Raw genomic sequence first — 16518 nt, 5'->3', positions numbered from 1 at the left:
GCTGCAAGCATGCGCGGCGCGGCATAAAGAAGAGGTAAAAAGGCGGGAAGCGGGCGTAAATAAAGTATAAAAATGGTGAAGAATTAAGCGCTTTCTAACGCCCAGATGCGGTTCAGATCGATGTTCTGCCATAAGCCGCTGTCTTCCGCGCCGGTGATGCTGTCGGTGCAGAAGCTGTCGCCAAGATCGAGCGCTTCCGGTTTTACTTCGCGCTGCGCGTGCAGCGACCAGAACACATGTACTTTGGGCTTGAGCAGCGATTTTTCGCCAGCCTGTACCACCAGCGCCACGCGCCCGGAAGCCAGTCGCACCAGCGATCCCACCGGATAAATGCCGATGGTGCGTACGAAGGCGTGCAACAGCGTGTTATCGAAGTGGCCACGCCAGCTCAACATGTTGTGCATCGCTTCGGCAGGCGTCCAGCCTTGGCGATAAGGGCGATTCGAGGTAACGGCATCATAGACGTCGCACACCGATGCCATGCGCGCATACAGTGAGATTTCGTCGCCTTTCAGTCCGTGCGGATAACCGTTGCCGTCGTACTTTTCATGGTGATGCAGCGCGATATCCAGCAGATCTTCACCGGCATTGGCTTCCATTAGCATCTGCGCGCCCACGATCGGATGCTGACGCATCACGGTGAACTCTTCATCGCTGAGCTTGCCGGGTTTGTTGAGAATCTCCAGCGGCACCGCGGCTTTACCCACATCATGCAGCAAACCGCCCATACCAACGCGCCGCAGCTGATGCTCATCGAGGCCCATTTTTTTGCCGAGCGAGATCATCAAACCGCACACCGCCATTGAGTGCAGATAAGTGTAATCGTCGTGATTCTTCAGGCGCGCCACGCTCAGCAGCGCCGTGGGTTCGCGGGTGATCGAACCGGCAATTTGATCAACCAGATCAAGGGTGTAATCGAGGTCGAGGCCTTGCCCCATGCGCGCCTCGTTAAACATCGCCAGCACCTGCGGTTTCCCCTGATTGAAGATGCTTTGCGCCTGATCCATCTCCTGGAAAAACGGGGTTTGAGGAATCTCTTTTTTCGGCGCAGGCGTGACGGGTGCCTGTACCGATTTGTCGAGATCGATCCATAACTGCAGGATCCCCTCATTGCGGATCATCGCGATCTGGCGTTTATCAGTGATCAGCATTTGGTTGCGAATGCGCTTATCTTTGACCCACCAAACCTCCAGTTTGTGGATAAACATTCCCTGCCGCAGTTCGTCAACATTAATCAGCTTTATCACGATATCGCTCCTTAATATCAGTGGGTGGTAAGGAGGTATCGGCAGCTGAGCAAAAAATCTTCAGAGTGGATTTGTGCGATCGGTGAGGTTTGCGAGAGGGGTGCGTATAAATGCGAATTTTACGACGTTGGATCGCCATTTATGGCGACCATGATTTTAGGCTACAACCGCTGAACGCTGCGCCAGAAAGGCACTTAACGGCGTTACCCTGCTCAACTCTTCCTGTGTTCTGGCATCGTTTTCCACTTCCCATAGATCCAAATGGCGCTGCAGATTCAGCCAGAAATCGACTGAAGTATCGAAAACAGCTGCCAGCCTATAGGCCATTTCGGTGGTCAGTTTACGGTTGTTATTCACCAATGCACTGACTGTATTGCGGTGCACGTTCAACATCTCTGCCAGGTCATTCACTTTGAGGTTAAGCGGCTCGAGGAACTCGTACTGCAGAACATCGCCAACGCTGGTCGGTTTACGCATCGCCTGTTTCATTGTTGCTTCTCTTTAACGGTTAGCAGTTGGCCACAAGTGGCTGCTAGCGGTGTTTACGATAAGTGTGTGGATCGAGATAGAGATCTCTTGCCGTGCCATTAACCCATTGAAAAATTAGTCGATACTGCTCATTTATCCGTATTGAATAATATCCCAATAGCGGAGGTCTTAAGGCCTCAAAGCGATTACCCGGTGGTGAACGCAAATCATGATGCGATGTTGCGGCATGGATGATGTCGAGCTTGCGCGCCAATGCGGACTCAATCATGGCCGGGATATGCTTATGCGGTGTTGCATAAACAAAAAATAATCGCAGCCAATCGTCCCTGAAACTGTGAATTGAACCCTTCATCTACTACCACACCTGATGTAAACATGGTGGGCAACTTATTGCACTAACGCACTGTGCTCAAGTGCATTTTTTAACATCATAACGAATTTCAGATCGGGATTCCAAAAATTTATGAGCCGATGATTAAACCGCTTTAATACCGCGCGCTTTCTCCGGATTTTCATAAGAGGCAGCAGGGTTCTGCTCCGCACCAACGCGTTCAATCGGTCCCATCACTAGCAGGAACAGCAGTGCGGCGACCACGCAATGCGCGCCGACAAACACCAGCCCGATGCTGTAGCTACCGGTCAAGCCGACGATGATGCCGAACAGCAGCGGCGTGATAAAACCCGCCATATTGCCGATGCCGTTAAAAATCGCGCCTGCCAGGCCAACCGCTTCTTTCGGTGCGGTATCGCTGACAATCGTCCAGGTTCCGGCGCCCGCCGCCACGCCTTTACCAAAGAAGGCGAACGACATCATGGCGATAATGCCGACGTTGCTGGGGATCACCGCCGCCAGGACCAGCGATGCCGCCATCAGCATGCCGACGATATACGGCGTTTTACGCGCCCAGGATAAACTCCAGCCGCTTGCCAGCAGTTTGTCGGAGATATAGCCGCCGCTGATGCCGCCGAGGAAACCAAATACCGCTGGTGCGATGGTGGCAAAACCGGCATCAAGAATATTCATGCCGCGCGCCTGCACCAGATAGATCGGGAACCAGGTGATGAAGAAGTAGCTCAACGCGATGATGCAATATTGGCCGATATAGGCGCACCACAGCATGCGGTTGCTGAGCAGCCTCCTGAACATTGCTTTGCTCAACGGCGGACGCGCTTTTAGCGTTTGTGCCGAATCGATATCAACCAGCGCGCCGCCCTGCTCAATGTAGCGCAATTCTTTTTCCGAGACCTGCGGATGATGGCGCGGGCTGCGCATAAAGCCCATCCAGACAAACACTGCCAGCACGCCAATGCCGCCCAGCACAAAGAACGGCCATTCCCAGCCGAAGCGCGACACCAGCCAGCCGGAAAGCGGCGAAAAGATGGCGACGGCAAAATATTGCGCCGAGGCAAAGAGTGAAGAAGCACGGCCGCGTTCAGCGCTGGGGAACCACATGATCACTGCGCGCGCATTGGCGGGAAAACTCGGTGCTTCAATCAGGCCCAGCGCGAAACGCAGCGCAAACATCAGCGTGAGCGCCATGGTCATGCCGCTGGAGAACTCGCCGACAAAGCCCATCAGCAACGTGGAGATCGACCACAGCGCCAGCGTCACGCCATACACTTTTTTGGTGCCGAAGCGATCGAGAAACAGGCCGCCGGGGATCTGGCCGATCACATAGGCCCAGCTAAATGCCGAGAGGATCAGACCAAGCTGGATCGCTGAAAGTCCAAACTCATCTTTGATCGCCGATCCTGAGATCGACAGGATCGAGCGGTCGGCGTACGCCACCACGGAAAGAAACAGGATCAGGCAAAGGATCCCAATACGTACGTGGCTGTTCTGTGGACGATGATTGGCTTTTTGCATGGGCTGAATTCCTCAAATGAAACATGCCGGAATACCGCTTTATTTCCCTGTTGAGCAACTATAGGAAGCAGTTTCACCCACGGTCATTGTGCGAATGGCGGAATCGACAGTGCTAATTAGCGCCAGAATTGGCAGCCAGCACAAAGCAAGGTGCGGCGCTGCACAGAACCTCAAAAATCAGCAGGCTGTTGCACCGCAATGTGCGCCAACTCTAAGAAAATCCTTCGCAGTGCAACTATGAGCGCGCAAAGTAAGACGCACCCGAGAGCAAAGTGTGCGCTTAGCTGCAAAATCCAACCTTGCCGATTGTCAGCCGGGTGGCGCGCTCGTAGGCTGAAAATGATTTCATTGAGCCATTTTTAATATCGATGAAACATTCATTCTAATAACAAGCTTACTCTGGAGTCTGCGATGAAAATCCTCAAGGCGATGATGTTGCTCGGCCTGCTCTCAACGTCAGTCTCGGCGCTGGCGGAAAAAATTGGCGTGTCGATGGCCTACTTCGATCAAAACTTCCTCACCATTATTCGCCAGTCGATTGATAAAGAAGCCAAAGCGCGCGGACTCGATATTCAGTTTGAAGATGCACGCGGTGACGTGGGACGTCAGACCGATCAGGTGCAGAGCTTTATCGGTGCGGACATGGATGCGATCATCGTCGATCCGGTCGATTCCGCCAGCACGCCGCAGCTCACCAGGCTGGCGCAGCAGGCAAAAATTCCGCTGGTGTACGTCAACCGCACGCCGGGCGATAAATCGCTGCCGGCCGGCGTGGTGTTTGTCGGCTCCGACGAGCGTGAATCCGGCACCTTGCAGATGGAAGCGCTGGCGAAAATGGCTAACTACAAAGGCAATGTGGCGATCATGATCGGTAACCTGACCGACGCCGGTGCGCTGCAACGCACCAAAGACGTTGAGCAAGTGGTGGCGAAATATCCCGGCATGAAAGTGGTACAGAAACAGCCCGCCAACTACGCGCGCAATGAAGGCATGGATTTGATGAATAGCTGGCTGGGCAACGATGAAGCGATTGATATCGTTGCGGCTAATAACGATGAGATGGCGATAGGCGCGGCCATGGCGCTGGCTAAAAGCAATAAAAAGGTGCTGATTGGCGGTATCGATGCTACGCCAGACGGCCTGAAAGCGCTGTCGCAGGACAAAATTCAGGTCACGGTTTTCCAGGATGCGGTCGGCCAGGGCAAAACGTCGGTGGATGTGGCGCAGAAGCTGATCAAAGGCGAGAAAGTGGATTCACACGTGTGGATCCCGTTCGAGCTGGTGACCAAAGAGAATATGCAGAAGTACGTTGAGAAGAGTCAGTAAAAGGTCAAACGCGAGCGATGAATCGCACCGCTACGAATGCGTGCACAATTCCGTAGCGGCGCAATTTATTGCGCAAAACCCATCAGTTTTTTAGTTTAGCCATCTGCACGATATCGTGATATTCGCCGTCGCGCAGGCAGGCTTTGCGCTTCACGCCCTCGCGCTCGAAGCCCAGCTTTTGATACAGGCGCAGCGCGCGTTCGTTATCGTGGAACACTTCCAGCTCAATACGCATGATGCCGAGCCAGTTGAAGGCGTAATCCATCGCGTTGCGGATCAGCTTTTCACCAATGCCGCGCCCGCCAAACGCCGGATCGACGCTGATACCAAAACTGATGCTGTGACGCGTACGCGGACGCTGTTCGACAAACAGCGTGAGCTCACCGACCATCGCACCCTCAATCTCCGCAACAAAGCCGATGTATCCCAGCTCATCCATCTTTTCGAATTTTTTCTGCCAGGTCACTATGCTCGGACACGGCAACTGCGTGGTCCAGCGATAAACGTCAGGATGGCTGTATAGGCGTTGGTAGGCGGCGGCATCGCCCGGCTCACGACCGCGAATGTGTAAATCCATGTCGGTAATCCCTTTTCACTTGCACTAAGCTGTTAACTCTCACCATTTCGGGAAGAGTGATTCTATGTTGTATCGCCGTTTTGAACGTTTTATCAATATTTTCCAGGATGCGCCAACCGATTCCCCACCCGCCAGCGTCTGGCCGTTCTACTTCTACTATCTGCGTCAGGTGTGGCCGAGCTTTGTCGCGCTGCTGATTGTCGGGCTGGCGCAGGCGCTGATCGAAGTGGCGCTGTTCAGCTATCTCAGCCGCATCATTGACCTGGTTAATCACTCGACGCCCGCTTCGCTGTTCAGCGATAACTGGCAAATATTGCTGTGGATGGGTTTTGTCGCGCTGATTCTGCGGCCGGTGGTGATTGCTGCGCACGATATGCTGGTACATCAAAGTATTAACCCGAGCATGACCAGCATGATCCGCTGGCAGCATCACAACTACGTGCTGCGTCAAAGCCTGAATTTCTTCCAGAACGATTTTGCCGGGCGCATTGCCCAGCGCATCATGCAGACCGGTAACTCGCTGCGTGATTCGGCGGTACAGCTGGTGGACGCCATCTGGCACGTGGTGATTTACGCGGTGACCTCGCTGGTGCTGTTCGCCGAAGCCGACTGGCGCTTGATGATTCCGTTGGTGATCTGGATTGTGGCTTACAGCGTGTCGCTGGGCTTCTTTGTGCCGCGCGTTAAACAGCGTTCGGTGGTGTCATCGGAAGCGCGCTCGAAATTGATGGGCACCATTGTCGACGGCTACACCAACATCGCCACCATCAAACTGTTTTCGCATAACGATCTGGAGAAGCGTTACGCGCGTGAGGCGATTCAGGAGCAAACCGACAAAACCCAGCACGCCAGCCGCATGGTCACCACCATGGATATCACGCTCTCGACGCTGAATGGCTTGCTGATTGTCAGCACCTCCGGCCTGGCGCTGTGGTTGTGGAGCCAGTCGCTGATCAGCGTTGGCGCGATTGCGCTGGCGACCGGTTTGGTGATTCGTCTGGTGAACATGTCCGGCTGGATCATGTGGGTGGTGAACGGCATCTTCGAAAACATCGGCATGGTGCAGGACGGCCTGAATACCATCGCGCAGCCGCTGAGCGTGCAGGATGAACCGAATGCGAAAAACATGCAGCTGACGCGCGGCCAGATTCGTTTTGAGGATGTGCGCTTTGATTATGGCGGCAGTCGACAGGTGATCAATCGCCTCAACCTCAACATCAAGCCGGGCGAGAAGATCGGTTTGATTGGCCCGTCCGGGGCCGGTAAATCCACCCTGGTGAATCTGCTGCTGCGGCTGTATGACATCAACAGCGGCCGTATTGTGATTGATGATCAGAACATCGCTGAAGTGACGCAGGAAAGCCTGCGCGGGCAAATCGGTATGATCACGCAGGACACGTCGCTGCTGCACCGCTCAATTCGCGAAAACCTGCTGTATGGTCGTCCGGATGCGACGGAAGAGGAGTTGCAGGCGGCGATTATCCGCGCGCGCGCCGACGAGTTCATTCCGCTGCTTTCTGATCCGCAAGGCCGCACCGGGCTGGATGCGCACGTGGGCGAGCGCGGCGTGAAGCTGTCGGGCGGTCAACGTCAGCGTATCGCCATCGCGCGCGTGCTGCTGAAGGACGCGCCGATTCTGATCATGGACGAAGCCACCTCGGCGCTGGATTCCGAGGTGGAAGCGGCGATTCAGGAGAGCCTGGAAACGCTGATGCAGGGTAAAACGGTGATTGCTATCGCGCACCGTCTCTCCACTATCGCCAAAATGGATCGTCTGGTGGTGCTGGAGCAAGGTGAGATTGTCGAGATGGGCAACCACCGCGAACTGCTGGCGCAAGGCGGGCTTTACGCGCGCCTGTGGCAGCATCAGACCGGCGGTTTTGTCGGCGCGGATTAATCACCACGCCGATACGGTAAGGCGTCGCGCGCTTCAATCGCCCAGTCGCGCACGCCTTCCCGTTCCTGCAGCAGAAAATCCGCCACCGCATCGCGCAAACCGGGATGACACAGATAGTGCCACGAATGGGTAATGTGTGGCTCAAAGCCGCGCACCAGCTTATGCTCGCCCTGCGCGCCCGCATCAAAACGCTGCACACCTTCCGCGATGGCGAAATCCATGCCCTGATAGAAGCAGGTTTCAAAATGCAGCCGATCAAACTCCGCCAGACAGCCCCAATAGCGGCCGTACAGCGTGCTGCCGTCCATTAAGCAGAATGCCATCGCTGCCGGTTGCCCTTGTAGCGAGGAAATCACCACGCGAATCGAATGCGGCATGCGCTCCGCCAGCAGGCTAAAGAAGTGGCGCGTCAGATAGGGCCGCTGGCCGCGCACCGCGTAAGTGTTGGCATAACAGGTGTAAACAAAATCCCACTGATCTTCGCGCAGCTCATCGCCGCGATACCAGCTGAATTCAAAGCCGCTGCTCATCACCTGCTCACGCTCTTTGCGCAGCTGTTTGCGCTTGCGTGACATCAGCGTGTCGAGGAAATCCTGAAAATCGCGGTAGCCTTTGTTGTGCCAGTGATACTGCAGGCCGAGGCGTTCCAGCCAGTCTGGCTGCTGCTGCATAATGTGGTTGGCGAACGGCGTGGTGAAGTTGATGTGCGCGCCGCTCAGATCGTGTTGATAGAGGTTATCCGGCAGCACGCTGAGCAGTTTCAGCACCGCTTCTTCATCGCCCAGCAGGCGTCCGCCAGTCACCGGACTGAACGGAATCGCGCCCAGCCATTTCGGATAGTAAGGAATACCGGCGCGCTGACAGGCATCCGCCCACGCATGGTCGAACACATATTCACCGCGCGAATGGCGTTTGCGATAGCCCGGCAGCGCCGCACGCAGCGTGCCGTTTTCGCGCCACAGCAGGTGATCCGTCTGCCAGCCGTTTTCGGGCCGCACGCTGCCGCTCTCTTCAAGTGACAAGAGAAATGCGTGGCGTAAAAACGGTTGATCGTCAGGTAACAGCGCATCCCATTCGACGGCGGCAATCTCCGCCAGCGACGACAGATGTAGCAAAGACATTCACGGCTCCCGGCCTGATGAAAGCAGGCGCCTAGTTCAACAGGTTTTCCCGCGTGGGAAAAGGTGCAGCGCACTGAATGTGTATACCTTGCTTTGTGCCCGCAACCGACCTGTGGATAGTTCCGTAGCGGCGCCATTTATCGCGCGCCCTTTAGGCATGTGTATACTCAGGCTTTTTAGCCGTCAGGAAACGCCATGGATCGCCTCGATTGTGACCGCATGTTTGTCGCCGTGCTGGAAGTGGGCAGCTTTGCCGGTGCGGCTGAACGCCTCGGCACCAGCAGCGGCCAGGCGTCGAAGCTGGTCTCCCGGCTGGAGCAGGAACTCGGGGTGCAGCTGTTTAAACGCAGCACGCGCGCGCTCTCGCCCACCGAAATCGGTCGCGCCTATTACGAGCGGGTAAAAACCCTGCTGGAAGCCTTTGATACGCTGGATGCCACGGTGCGCGACAGCGCCACTACGCCGAGCGGCCGCCTGAAAATCAGCGCGCCCGGTACCTTTGGTACTGCGGTGTTGGCCAGCGTGCTGGTGGAGTTCGCGCGTCATTATCCGCAGATCGAACTCGACGTTAACTTCTCCGATCGTGCAGTTAACATCGTCGATGAAGGCTTTGATATGGCGATTCGCATCGGCAAGCTTGATGACAGCAGCCTAATCGCGCGCCGCCTCGGCGATGTGCCGATTCGCGTGGCGGCGTCTTCCGGTTATCTGCTGCAACACGGCACGCCGCAGCACTGGCGCGATTTGGCGGATCATCAGTGCATCAGCGATACCAACTTCCGCGATCCCTGGCATTGGCCGTTCGTGACGCCGTGCGGCGACAGCGTCAGCATGCCGATTCGCGGTCGTCTCTGTTTCTCCAATACCGAAGCCTGTTTGCAGGCGGCCATCGCCGGATTGGGCATTGCGCGGCTACCAGGTTTTATTGCCGCACCCGCCCTGCAGCGCGGTGAAATCGTCTCGCTATTAGAGGAATTCGCCACGCCGCCGATGGGCCTGTTCGCGCTCTATCCGCCGGCGCGTCATCTGGCGCAGAAAACCCGGCTGCTGATCGATTTCCTCGCCGCCCATTTCCAGCACCATCCGCCCGGCTGATTCCTTCCAATTTGGAAGCAATGAAAGCCATTTTGCCCGGATTATCACCCAACCAGCAGCGCTGTATGCTCACTTCATCAACACTGAGGAGAGAAGACGATGCTGGTAAACGGTAAGTGGAGTGCAGAGTGGCATCCGGTGCAAGCCACCGATCAACAAGGCGGATTTGTGCGCCAGACCTCCAGTTTTCGTCACTGGATTAGTGCAGATGGTTCCAGCGCATTCGCTGCCGAGCCGGATCGTTATCACCTCTATGTGGCGCTGATTTGTCCGTGGGCCTCGCGCACGCTGCTGGCGCGCAGTCTGAAAGGGCTGGAGAAGGTGATCAGCGTGTCGGTGGTTGAGCCGCAGCTCGGCGCGCAAGGCTGGCACTTCGGTGATTATCCTGGCGCGGATCGCGACTGGCTAAATAAAGCCGAATATATTCACGAACTCTACACCCGCGCCGATGCCGATTTCACCGGCCGCGCCACCGTGCCGGTGCTGTGGGACAAAAAGACGCAAACCATCGTCAATAACGAGTCGGCCGATATCCTGCGCATGCTGAACAGCGGCTTTGGCGCGCTGGCGGACGATCGCATCGATCTTTATCCCGAAGATCTGCGCGCAGAGATCGACGCGCTGAACGAATCGATCTATCCGCGCCTGAATAACGGCGTCTATCGCACCGGTTTTGCTACCACGCAGGTGAGTTATCAGCAGGCGTTTAACGATGTGTTCAGCCAGTTGGATGAGCTGGAGCTGCGCTTGCAGGATGGCCGTACTTTCCTGCTCGGCGAGCGCTTAACCGAAGCGGATATCCGCCTGTTCGTCACGCTGGTGCGCTTTGACGCCGCCTATCACGGCCTGTTTAAATGCAACCTGCGCCGCCTGCGCGACTATCCGCTGCTCGATCGTTATCTAAAGAGTATGCTTTCGGTCTCTGGCGTGCGTCAGACGGTGAATATCGATCACATCAAGCAGGGCTATTATTCAATTAAAGCGCTGAATCCCAACGGCATTGTGCCGGTTGGCCCGGATATGGCGGCCTACGATTTATAAGGAACAGGGCGATGGCAAAAGCGTTAGTGATTTTTTTACATGGCGTCGGCAGCAACGGCGATGATCTCGCGGTGCTCGGCGAACATTGGGAGCGCCTGCTGCCGGATGTGGCGTTTGCCTCGCCGAATGCGCCCTATCCTTTTGAACACGCGATGGGATATCAGTGGTTTAGCCTGACCGGCATCACGCCCGAAAACCGCCCGGCGCGCGTGCGTGAAGCGCGCGCGGCCTTTGATAACACGCTGCAGCAGCTGATGGCGCAGCACGGCATGGCGGATGCGTGGGACAAAGTGATTCTGGTGGGCTTTTCGCAGGGTGCGATCATGGCGTTAGATGCGCTGGCGTCGGGCCGTTATCCGCTAGCCGGCGTGGTGGCCTTTTCCGGCCGTCTGGCATTTGATGGCGCATTAACGCCGCAGCCGTATACGCCTGCGCTGCTGATTCACGGCAAAGCCGATGAGGTGATTCCGTTTAGCGAAAGCGTATCGGCGGAGCAACGTTTACAGCAGGCTGGCGTGACGGTGGAAGCGCGTTATGAAGCGGCAACCGGCCACACCATTTCATCGCAGGGTGCGATGGATGCCGCCGGTTTCATTGCGCAATGTTTACAGGATTAAGGCCAGTAACGATTTAACGCCTGCCACGCTTTTTGCGCAGCCACGTCTGCTGGCTGCGCCTTCAACTTATCGTTGAACACTTCAATGCCGACCGGCCCGCTGTAACCGGCACTTTTCAGCTTATCGACAAAGCGTTCCACTTCGATGATGCCATCGCCCGGCAACAGGCGCTGGTGACGCGCGTACTCACTGAGCGGCTGCTTATCCTGCGGTGGCATGTCGGCCATATCGCACAGCTGCACTTCGTAGATACGGTCGGCGGGAATGCCATCCAGCTGCGACGCATCTCCGCCTAACGCGCAGATGTGGAACAGATCGACCACCAAACCGATATTCGGCTGGTCCAGCCGTTGCAGCCGTTCCCACGCCAGCGGCAGCGTGTTATCTACGCTGCACCACGCCATCGGCTCATACATGATGCGCATGTTGTAGCGCGCGGCTTCCGATGCCATCCAACGCAAATCTTCGTCAATGCGCGCCGCCACGCAATCTTCACGCGTGCTGGCCGGTGCCTGAATGGTGTCGCAGCCGATGGTTTGGGCAATCTGAATGAACTGACGCAGCTCTTCGCGTTTTTGCTGGCGGTCGCGATCCGGCGCACCGGTGAAATCGCGCAGCACCTGCACATTGGTGAAGCCAAGCTGCAACTGCTTCGCTAACTGTGGCGTACTGGCTTGCACATCGTCGCGCCAGATCTCAACCTGATCGAAACCGGCGGCGCGTGCGGCACGCAGCTTCTCCTCAGGTTCACCGTTTAACAACACCAGGTTAAGGAATTTAGGGTTACAACGCATGACACAGCTCCTTAATCGTCCGGATAATCGGTGACAAATTCTGTGCGTCACGCGCACAGAATGGCGATCAGTATCTACCTCTGAGGAGTTATTTCAAGCGCGATGGTTATCCGAGCAGATTGACCGCGGCAAAACCGGCGAAGGTCATCAGCAGCGAACCAATAACATGCACCATCACGCTCGACATCGCCCAAAGGTATTTACCTGATTGTAGCAACCCAACAATTTCTGCAGAAAAAGTGGAAAAGGTGGTTAAGCCGCCACACAAGCCAGTGACAATTAACAGTTTCCAAAAGGGATCGATATGAGGATTACGCACAAAAAAGGCCAGCGCCGCACCGATGATAAAACCGCCCACCAGATTCACCATCAAGGTGCCGGGCGGCAAATTGGGAAACAGCGCGTTAAAACGTAATGAGATCAACCAACGCAGCGTACAGCCCACCGCCCCGCCCAGCACCACCGCCAGTAAAGACTTCAACATAGTTTGGAGCTCCTGATATGAATGACGCGCAGGGACGCGGCAGGACAGAATAACACCTGACACACCGCCGTCTCCCGCGCAGGGATACGAGTGTTGTCAGGCGTCATCAGCCGTCTGTGACCAGAACGGCGGTTGGGGAAGGTGGCACGCCATCACCTTAGGCGGGAGATAATACGCTGGCTTGGCAATGCAGACAATATGGTGAAGGAGGCACAATGGTGTCGCGGCGCGATCTATCGCGCGCATCAGTGAAGGCACCGTGCCAATCCCTCTTTGCGTAATAAATTGCGCCGCTACGGTTGGTGCCAATATCAACGTTCGAAGTGAATCACGCCCTTAATCAGTTCCCGGTTGTTAATCACATCCGCTTCAAAGCGCTCTGCCAGCGTAGAAAAATCATAATGCCGATTGAGCATCATGTCGGCACGAAGCTGCCCGTTCGCCATCAGTTCGCCCACTTTCGCGAAATCTTCCAGCGTGGCGTTGCGGCTGCCCAGCAGCGTGGTTTCTTTTTTGTGGAACTCGATATCCGGGATCACCAGATCGCCTTTGTGCAGGCCGACAAACACGATGGTGCCGCCATGACGAATCAGTTTCACCGCGCCGTTCATCGCCGCAGGGCTGCCGGTGGCATCAATCACTTTGGCCGCCAAACGTCCACCAAACTCAGCCCGCAACTGCGCCTCAAAATCCGCTTCTAAAGGATTCAACGTCGCCAAACCCAGCTTCTGCGCTACGTGCGCACGGCGCTGCTCGCTGGTGTCGGCCACCACCACATTCGCACCCGCCGCCGCGGCAATCGCGGCCACGCCAAGGCCAATCGGACCTGCGCCCACCACCAAAACCTGCTCATCCGCCGTAACGGCCGCACGGCGCACCGCATGCGCGCTGATGGCGAAGGGTTCAATCAGCGCGGCGGCTTCGGGATCAACCTCATCCACCGCCAGCAAATTGCTGGTCGGCACGCTAAGGTATTCGCAGAAACCGCCATCCTGATGCACCCCAATCACCGAGATTTTTTCGCAGCAGTTGGTTTTGCCACTTAAACAGGCATCGCACTGCTGGCAGGCAACGTAAGGAATCAGCGCCACGCGCTGGCCCAGCCTGAAGCCGCTGGCCTGGCTGCCGAGTTCTACCACTTCGCCACACAGCTCATGCCCCAACACGCGTGGATAGCTGAAAAACGGCTGATTTCCGGCCCAGGCGTGGATATCGGTGCCACAAATGCCGGCGGCGATCGGTTTGATCAGTACTTCATGGGCGGCGGGCGTCGGCTTCGCGCGCTGCTGCCATACCATCTGGCGCGGCTCGGCGACCACCAGCGTTTTCATCGTTGTCATTGGCTTCTCCTGTGCTGTTGTCGCAGTTATGGCGAAAATCGCCGATGGCAGCGTTTTGCGTTGGGGGAAGTGTGAAGCCAACCGCTTTTTTTGGGCTTTGTATGGTTTTTAATAGATAAAAAACCGGAGACGCGTATGAGCCGCAGCCAGAATCTACGTCAGAACGTGATTAACCAGATGCTGGAAGGCATTGCCAAACGGCATATCCGTTCGCCGTTGCCCCCGCAGGCGGCGCTGGCTGAGATGTTCAACATCAGCCGCACTACGGTGCGCCACACTTTGCAGCATCTGCATGAGCGCGGCGTGCTGGAAAAGGTGGATGAAACCTACGTTATCGTGCGCGATCCCAGCGAAGAAGATGGTTTTAACGCCCTGACGCCGCCGATCGATCAGCAGGCGCTGCAGTTTGAGCAGACCTTTTTTAACCTGATTAATCAGCGTCAGCTGATGCCGGGCGATACCTTTAGCGAGCTGCAGTTAGCCCAGCAGGTGAAGGTCAGTCCGGTTGTGGTACGTGAATTCCTGCTGCGCTTTATGCGTTATGACCTGCTGGAACCGGTAAAGCGCGGACAATGGCGCATGAAGAAGTTCGATCAGAAGTATGCCGAGAACCTGTTTGAGCTGCGTGAAATGCTGGAAACCCACGCGCTGACCCGTTTTCTCAACCTGCCCTCGCAGGATGAGCGCTGGATGCAGGCGCGCGACCTGCTGGATCGCCATCGTTCGATGCGTGACACCATCGCCAGCAATTACCGCCACTTCGCCGCGCTGGATAAAGAGATGCACACGCTGATTCTCTCCGCCGCCAACAATCCGTTTTTTAATCAGTCGCTGGAGATTATTTCCGTGATTTTTCACTCGCATTATCAATGGGATGAAACCGATCTTAAGCAGAGAAATATCGTGGCGCTGGAGGAACATATGGCGATCCTGACAGCGCTAATTAGCCGTCAGGATGTCGAAGCCTTGTGCGCCCTGCACACTCATCTCGGCACCGCCAAGACATCGATGATCCGTTCGATCCGCCAGTACAATTAAAAACCGATTAAAAACCACAAAGCATTAGCTCCCGCACGAATCTGAAACATCTCCGCAACATCCCGATCTGATTGCTTCTAGTCTCGAAGTCAATCCGTTGGGGCAGCACCGTTTTGCTGCCGCAGGATCCCACACAAACGCATAACGATAAGTACCCAGATCCGGGAGGTCGCAATGGAAAATACTTCGGCTCGTGGCCGCGAAAACGCGCCACAACCTGCTGCAGACGGGCAAGATTTTATCCCGGCACGCAGTGACGTGGTGCGCTCGCCGCGCATCAGAAAGATCCAGATTACCGCCATGCTGCTGCTGCTGTTCGCCGCCATGATCAACTATCTCGACCGCAGTTCGCTGTCGGTGGCCAATATGACCATCCGGGGAGAACTGGGTTTATCCGCGACTGAAATTGGCGTGCTGCTGTCGGCCTTCTCGCTGGCGTATGGCTTAGCGCAGCTGCCGTGCGGTGCGCTGCTCGATCGCAAAGGGCCGCGCATCATGCTGGCGATTGGTATGTTCTTCTGGTCGCTGTTCCAGGCGGCCGCCGGTTTGGTGCATAACTTCACCCAGTTTATTTTGGTGCGTATCGGGTTAGGTATTGGCGAAGCACCGATGAACCCGTGCGGCGTGAAGGTGATCAATGACTGGTTCAACATCAAAGATCGCGGCATGCCGATGGGCATGTTTAACGCCGCTTCGATGATTGGCTTGTCGATTGCGCCACCGATTCTGGCCGCGATGATGATGGTGATGGGCTGGCGCGGCATGTTTATCACTATCGGCGTGCTCGGCATGTTTCTCGCCATCGGCTGGTATCTGATGTACCGCGATCGCGATAACAACACACTGAGCGGTGAAGAGATTCACTATCTGCAGGCGGGCAGCGTGGCATCGCGCAAAGAGCCGCTGAGTTTTGCCGAGTGGCGCGGCCTGTTTAAGCAGCGCACCATGTGGGGCATGATGATTGGCTTCAGCGGCATCAACTACACCGCGTGGCTGTACATCGCGTGGCTGCCGGGCTATCTGCAATCCACTTATAATCTCGATCTGAAAAGCACCGGTTTACTGGCTGCGATTCCATTCCTGTTCGGCGCGGCGGGCATGCTGCTGAACGGTTATGTGGTCGATGCGCTGGTGCGTCGTGGCCATGATGCGGTGAAGGTGCGTAAGGTCTCAATCGTCACGGGCATGCTGTTGTCCGCCGCGTTTACCGCCTTTGTAACGCGTGCCACCGACACCACCAGCGCGGTCACCATGATTGGTATGGCGCTGTTCTGCATCCACTTTGCCGGTACATCGTGCTGGGGTCTGATTCACGCCAACGTCACGGCGCGCATGACCGCCTCGGTCGGCAGCATCCAGAACTTCGCCAGCTTCGTGTTCGCCTCGTTCGCCCCGGTGATCACCGGTTGGGTGCTGGATACCACCAAGTCGTTTAGCCTGGCGTTGATGATTTGCGCCGGTGTGACGGTGGTGGGTGCGCTGGCCTATTTGCTGCTGGTGCGTAAGCCGATTACCGATGGGGTTTGATCGTGCATAGCGCCGCACATACCGTAGCGGCGCGATTTATCGCGCATGTCGATGTCGG

At 56.3% G+C, this 16518-nt stretch carries 16 protein-coding genes and 1 riboswitch; of the genes, 7 read left to right on the top strand and 9 right to left on the bottom strand.

Annotated elements, in window-relative coordinates; translation table 11 throughout:
• Window positions 1-83: 83 nt before the first annotated feature.
• From IB226_RS21315 to IB226_RS21300, 4 genes are all read right to left on the bottom strand, one after another.
• Window positions 84-1247: an HD-GYP domain-containing protein gene (locus tag IB226_RS21315; protein WP_192236933.1), complete on the bottom strand. Its 1164-nt coding sequence runs from the start codon at window positions 1245-1247 to the stop codon at window positions 84-86.
• A gap of 156 nt (window positions 1248-1403) precedes the next feature.
• Window positions 1404-1736, bottom strand: a complete 333-nt coding sequence (locus IB226_RS21310; RefSeq protein WP_101762746.1) for a HigA family addiction module antitoxin — start codon at window positions 1734-1736, stop codon at window positions 1404-1406.
• A gap of 43 nt (window positions 1737-1779) precedes the next feature.
• Window positions 1780-2088 (bottom strand): type II toxin-antitoxin system RelE/ParE family toxin, encoded by a 309-nt coding sequence (locus IB226_RS21305; protein WP_101762747.1) that lies wholly within the window; start codon window positions 2086-2088, stop codon window positions 1780-1782.
• 123 nt (window positions 2089-2211) lie between these two features.
• Window positions 2212-3603 (bottom strand): MFS transporter, encoded by a 1392-nt coding sequence (locus tag IB226_RS21300; RefSeq protein WP_192236932.1) that lies wholly within the window; start codon window positions 3601-3603, stop codon window positions 2212-2214.
• 411 nt (window positions 3604-4014) lie between these two features.
• Here IB226_RS21300 and IB226_RS21295 point away from each other — a divergent pair, with 411 nt between their 5' ends.
• Entirely contained in the window at window positions 4015-4929 is a 915-nt protein-coding gene (locus tag IB226_RS21295; RefSeq protein ID WP_192236931.1) for a sugar ABC transporter substrate-binding protein, read from the top strand.
• A gap of 82 nt (window positions 4930-5011) precedes the next feature.
• Here the strand turns inward: IB226_RS21295 and IB226_RS21290 are convergent, their stop codons facing one another.
• Window positions 5012-5506 carry a GNAT family N-acetyltransferase gene (locus IB226_RS21290; RefSeq protein WP_110867682.1) on the bottom strand — a complete coding sequence of 165 codons (495 nt, stop codon included), beginning with the start codon at window positions 5504-5506 and terminating at the stop codon, window positions 5012-5014.
• 64 nt (window positions 5507-5570) lie between these two features.
• On the opposite strand from IB226_RS21290, the gene IB226_RS21285 reads away from it, so the two are divergent.
• On the top strand, window positions 5571-7403 hold the full coding sequence (locus IB226_RS21285) for an ABC transporter ATP-binding protein (RefSeq protein ID WP_192236930.1): 1833 nt from the start codon (window positions 5571-5573) through the stop codon (window positions 7401-7403).
• On the opposite strand, the gene IB226_RS21280 is transcribed toward IB226_RS21285, so the two are convergent.
• Window positions 7400-8524 (bottom strand): GNAT family N-acetyltransferase, encoded by a 1125-nt coding sequence (locus IB226_RS21280; protein WP_192236929.1) that lies wholly within the window; start codon window positions 8522-8524, stop codon window positions 7400-7402. The two genes, IB226_RS21285 and IB226_RS21280, sit on opposite strands and share 4 nt — an antisense overlap.
• A gap of 195 nt (window positions 8525-8719) precedes the next feature.
• Here IB226_RS21280 and IB226_RS21275 point away from each other — a divergent pair, with 195 nt between their 5' ends.
• From IB226_RS21275 to IB226_RS21265, 3 genes are all read left to right on the top strand, one after another.
• The gene (locus tag IB226_RS21275) at window positions 8720-9619 is read left to right on the top strand and encodes a LysR family transcriptional regulator (protein WP_192236928.1); all 900 of its coding nucleotides are present in this window, start codon (window positions 8720-8722) and stop codon (window positions 9617-9619) included.
• Between the two features lie 99 nt (window positions 9620-9718).
• Window positions 9719-10660, top strand: coding sequence for a glutathione S-transferase family protein (locus tag IB226_RS21270; protein ID WP_192236927.1), 942 nt, complete (start codon window positions 9719-9721; stop codon window positions 10658-10660).
• A gap of 11 nt (window positions 10661-10671) precedes the next feature.
• The gene (locus IB226_RS21265) at window positions 10672-11277 is read left to right on the top strand and encodes an alpha/beta hydrolase (protein ID WP_192236926.1); all 606 of its coding nucleotides are present in this window, start codon (window positions 10672-10674) and stop codon (window positions 11275-11277) included.
• Here the strand turns inward: IB226_RS21265 and IB226_RS21260 are convergent.
• The 3 genes from IB226_RS21260 to IB226_RS21250 all read right to left on the bottom strand — a co-directional run bounded on the left by IB226_RS21260 (window position 11274) and on the right by IB226_RS21250 (window position 13895).
• The gene (locus IB226_RS21260) at window positions 11274-12071 is read right to left on the bottom strand and encodes a sugar phosphate isomerase/epimerase (RefSeq protein WP_192236925.1); all 798 of its coding nucleotides are present in this window, start codon (window positions 12069-12071) and stop codon (window positions 11274-11276) included. The genes IB226_RS21265 and IB226_RS21260 overlap by 4 nt on opposite strands.
• 106 nt (window positions 12072-12177) lie before the next feature.
• On the bottom strand, window positions 12178-12555 hold the full coding sequence (crcB, locus tag IB226_RS21255; protein WP_101762757.1) for a fluoride efflux transporter CrcB: 378 nt from the start codon (window positions 12553-12555) through the stop codon (window positions 12178-12180).
• A 90-nt stretch (window positions 12556-12645) separates the two neighbouring features.
• Window positions 12646-12721, bottom strand: a riboswitch (Fluoride riboswitch).
• Between the two features lie 145 nt (window positions 12722-12866).
• Window positions 12867-13895 carry a zinc-binding alcohol dehydrogenase family protein gene (locus tag IB226_RS21250; protein WP_192236924.1) on the bottom strand — a complete coding sequence of 343 codons (1029 nt, stop codon included), beginning with the start codon at window positions 13893-13895 and terminating at the stop codon, window positions 12867-12869.
• Window positions 13896-14030: 135 nt separating this feature from the next.
• Between IB226_RS21250 and IB226_RS21245 the strand changes: the two genes are divergently transcribed.
• Both IB226_RS21245 and IB226_RS21240 read left to right on the top strand, forming a co-directional pair.
• Complete coding sequence (locus IB226_RS21245) at window positions 14031-14933, top strand: GntR family transcriptional regulator (protein ID WP_192236923.1); 903 nt, start codon at window positions 14031-14033, stop codon at window positions 14931-14933.
• A gap of 174 nt (window positions 14934-15107) precedes the next feature.
• Window positions 15108-16460, top strand: a complete 1353-nt coding sequence (locus tag IB226_RS21240) for an MFS transporter (RefSeq protein WP_192236922.1) — start codon at window positions 15108-15110, stop codon at window positions 16458-16460.
• The last annotated feature ends 58 nt before the right edge of the window (window positions 16461-16518 follow it).

The sequence above is a fragment of the Pantoea sp. PNT03 genome (genome assembly GCF_014852515.1).
In the GTDB taxonomy this organism is placed as follows: Bacteria; Pseudomonadota; Gammaproteobacteria; order Enterobacterales; family Enterobacteriaceae; genus Pantoea; species Pantoea leporis.
Note: the sequence above shows the minus strand (reverse complement) of the source record. Positions and strands in the feature narration are given on the sequence as shown.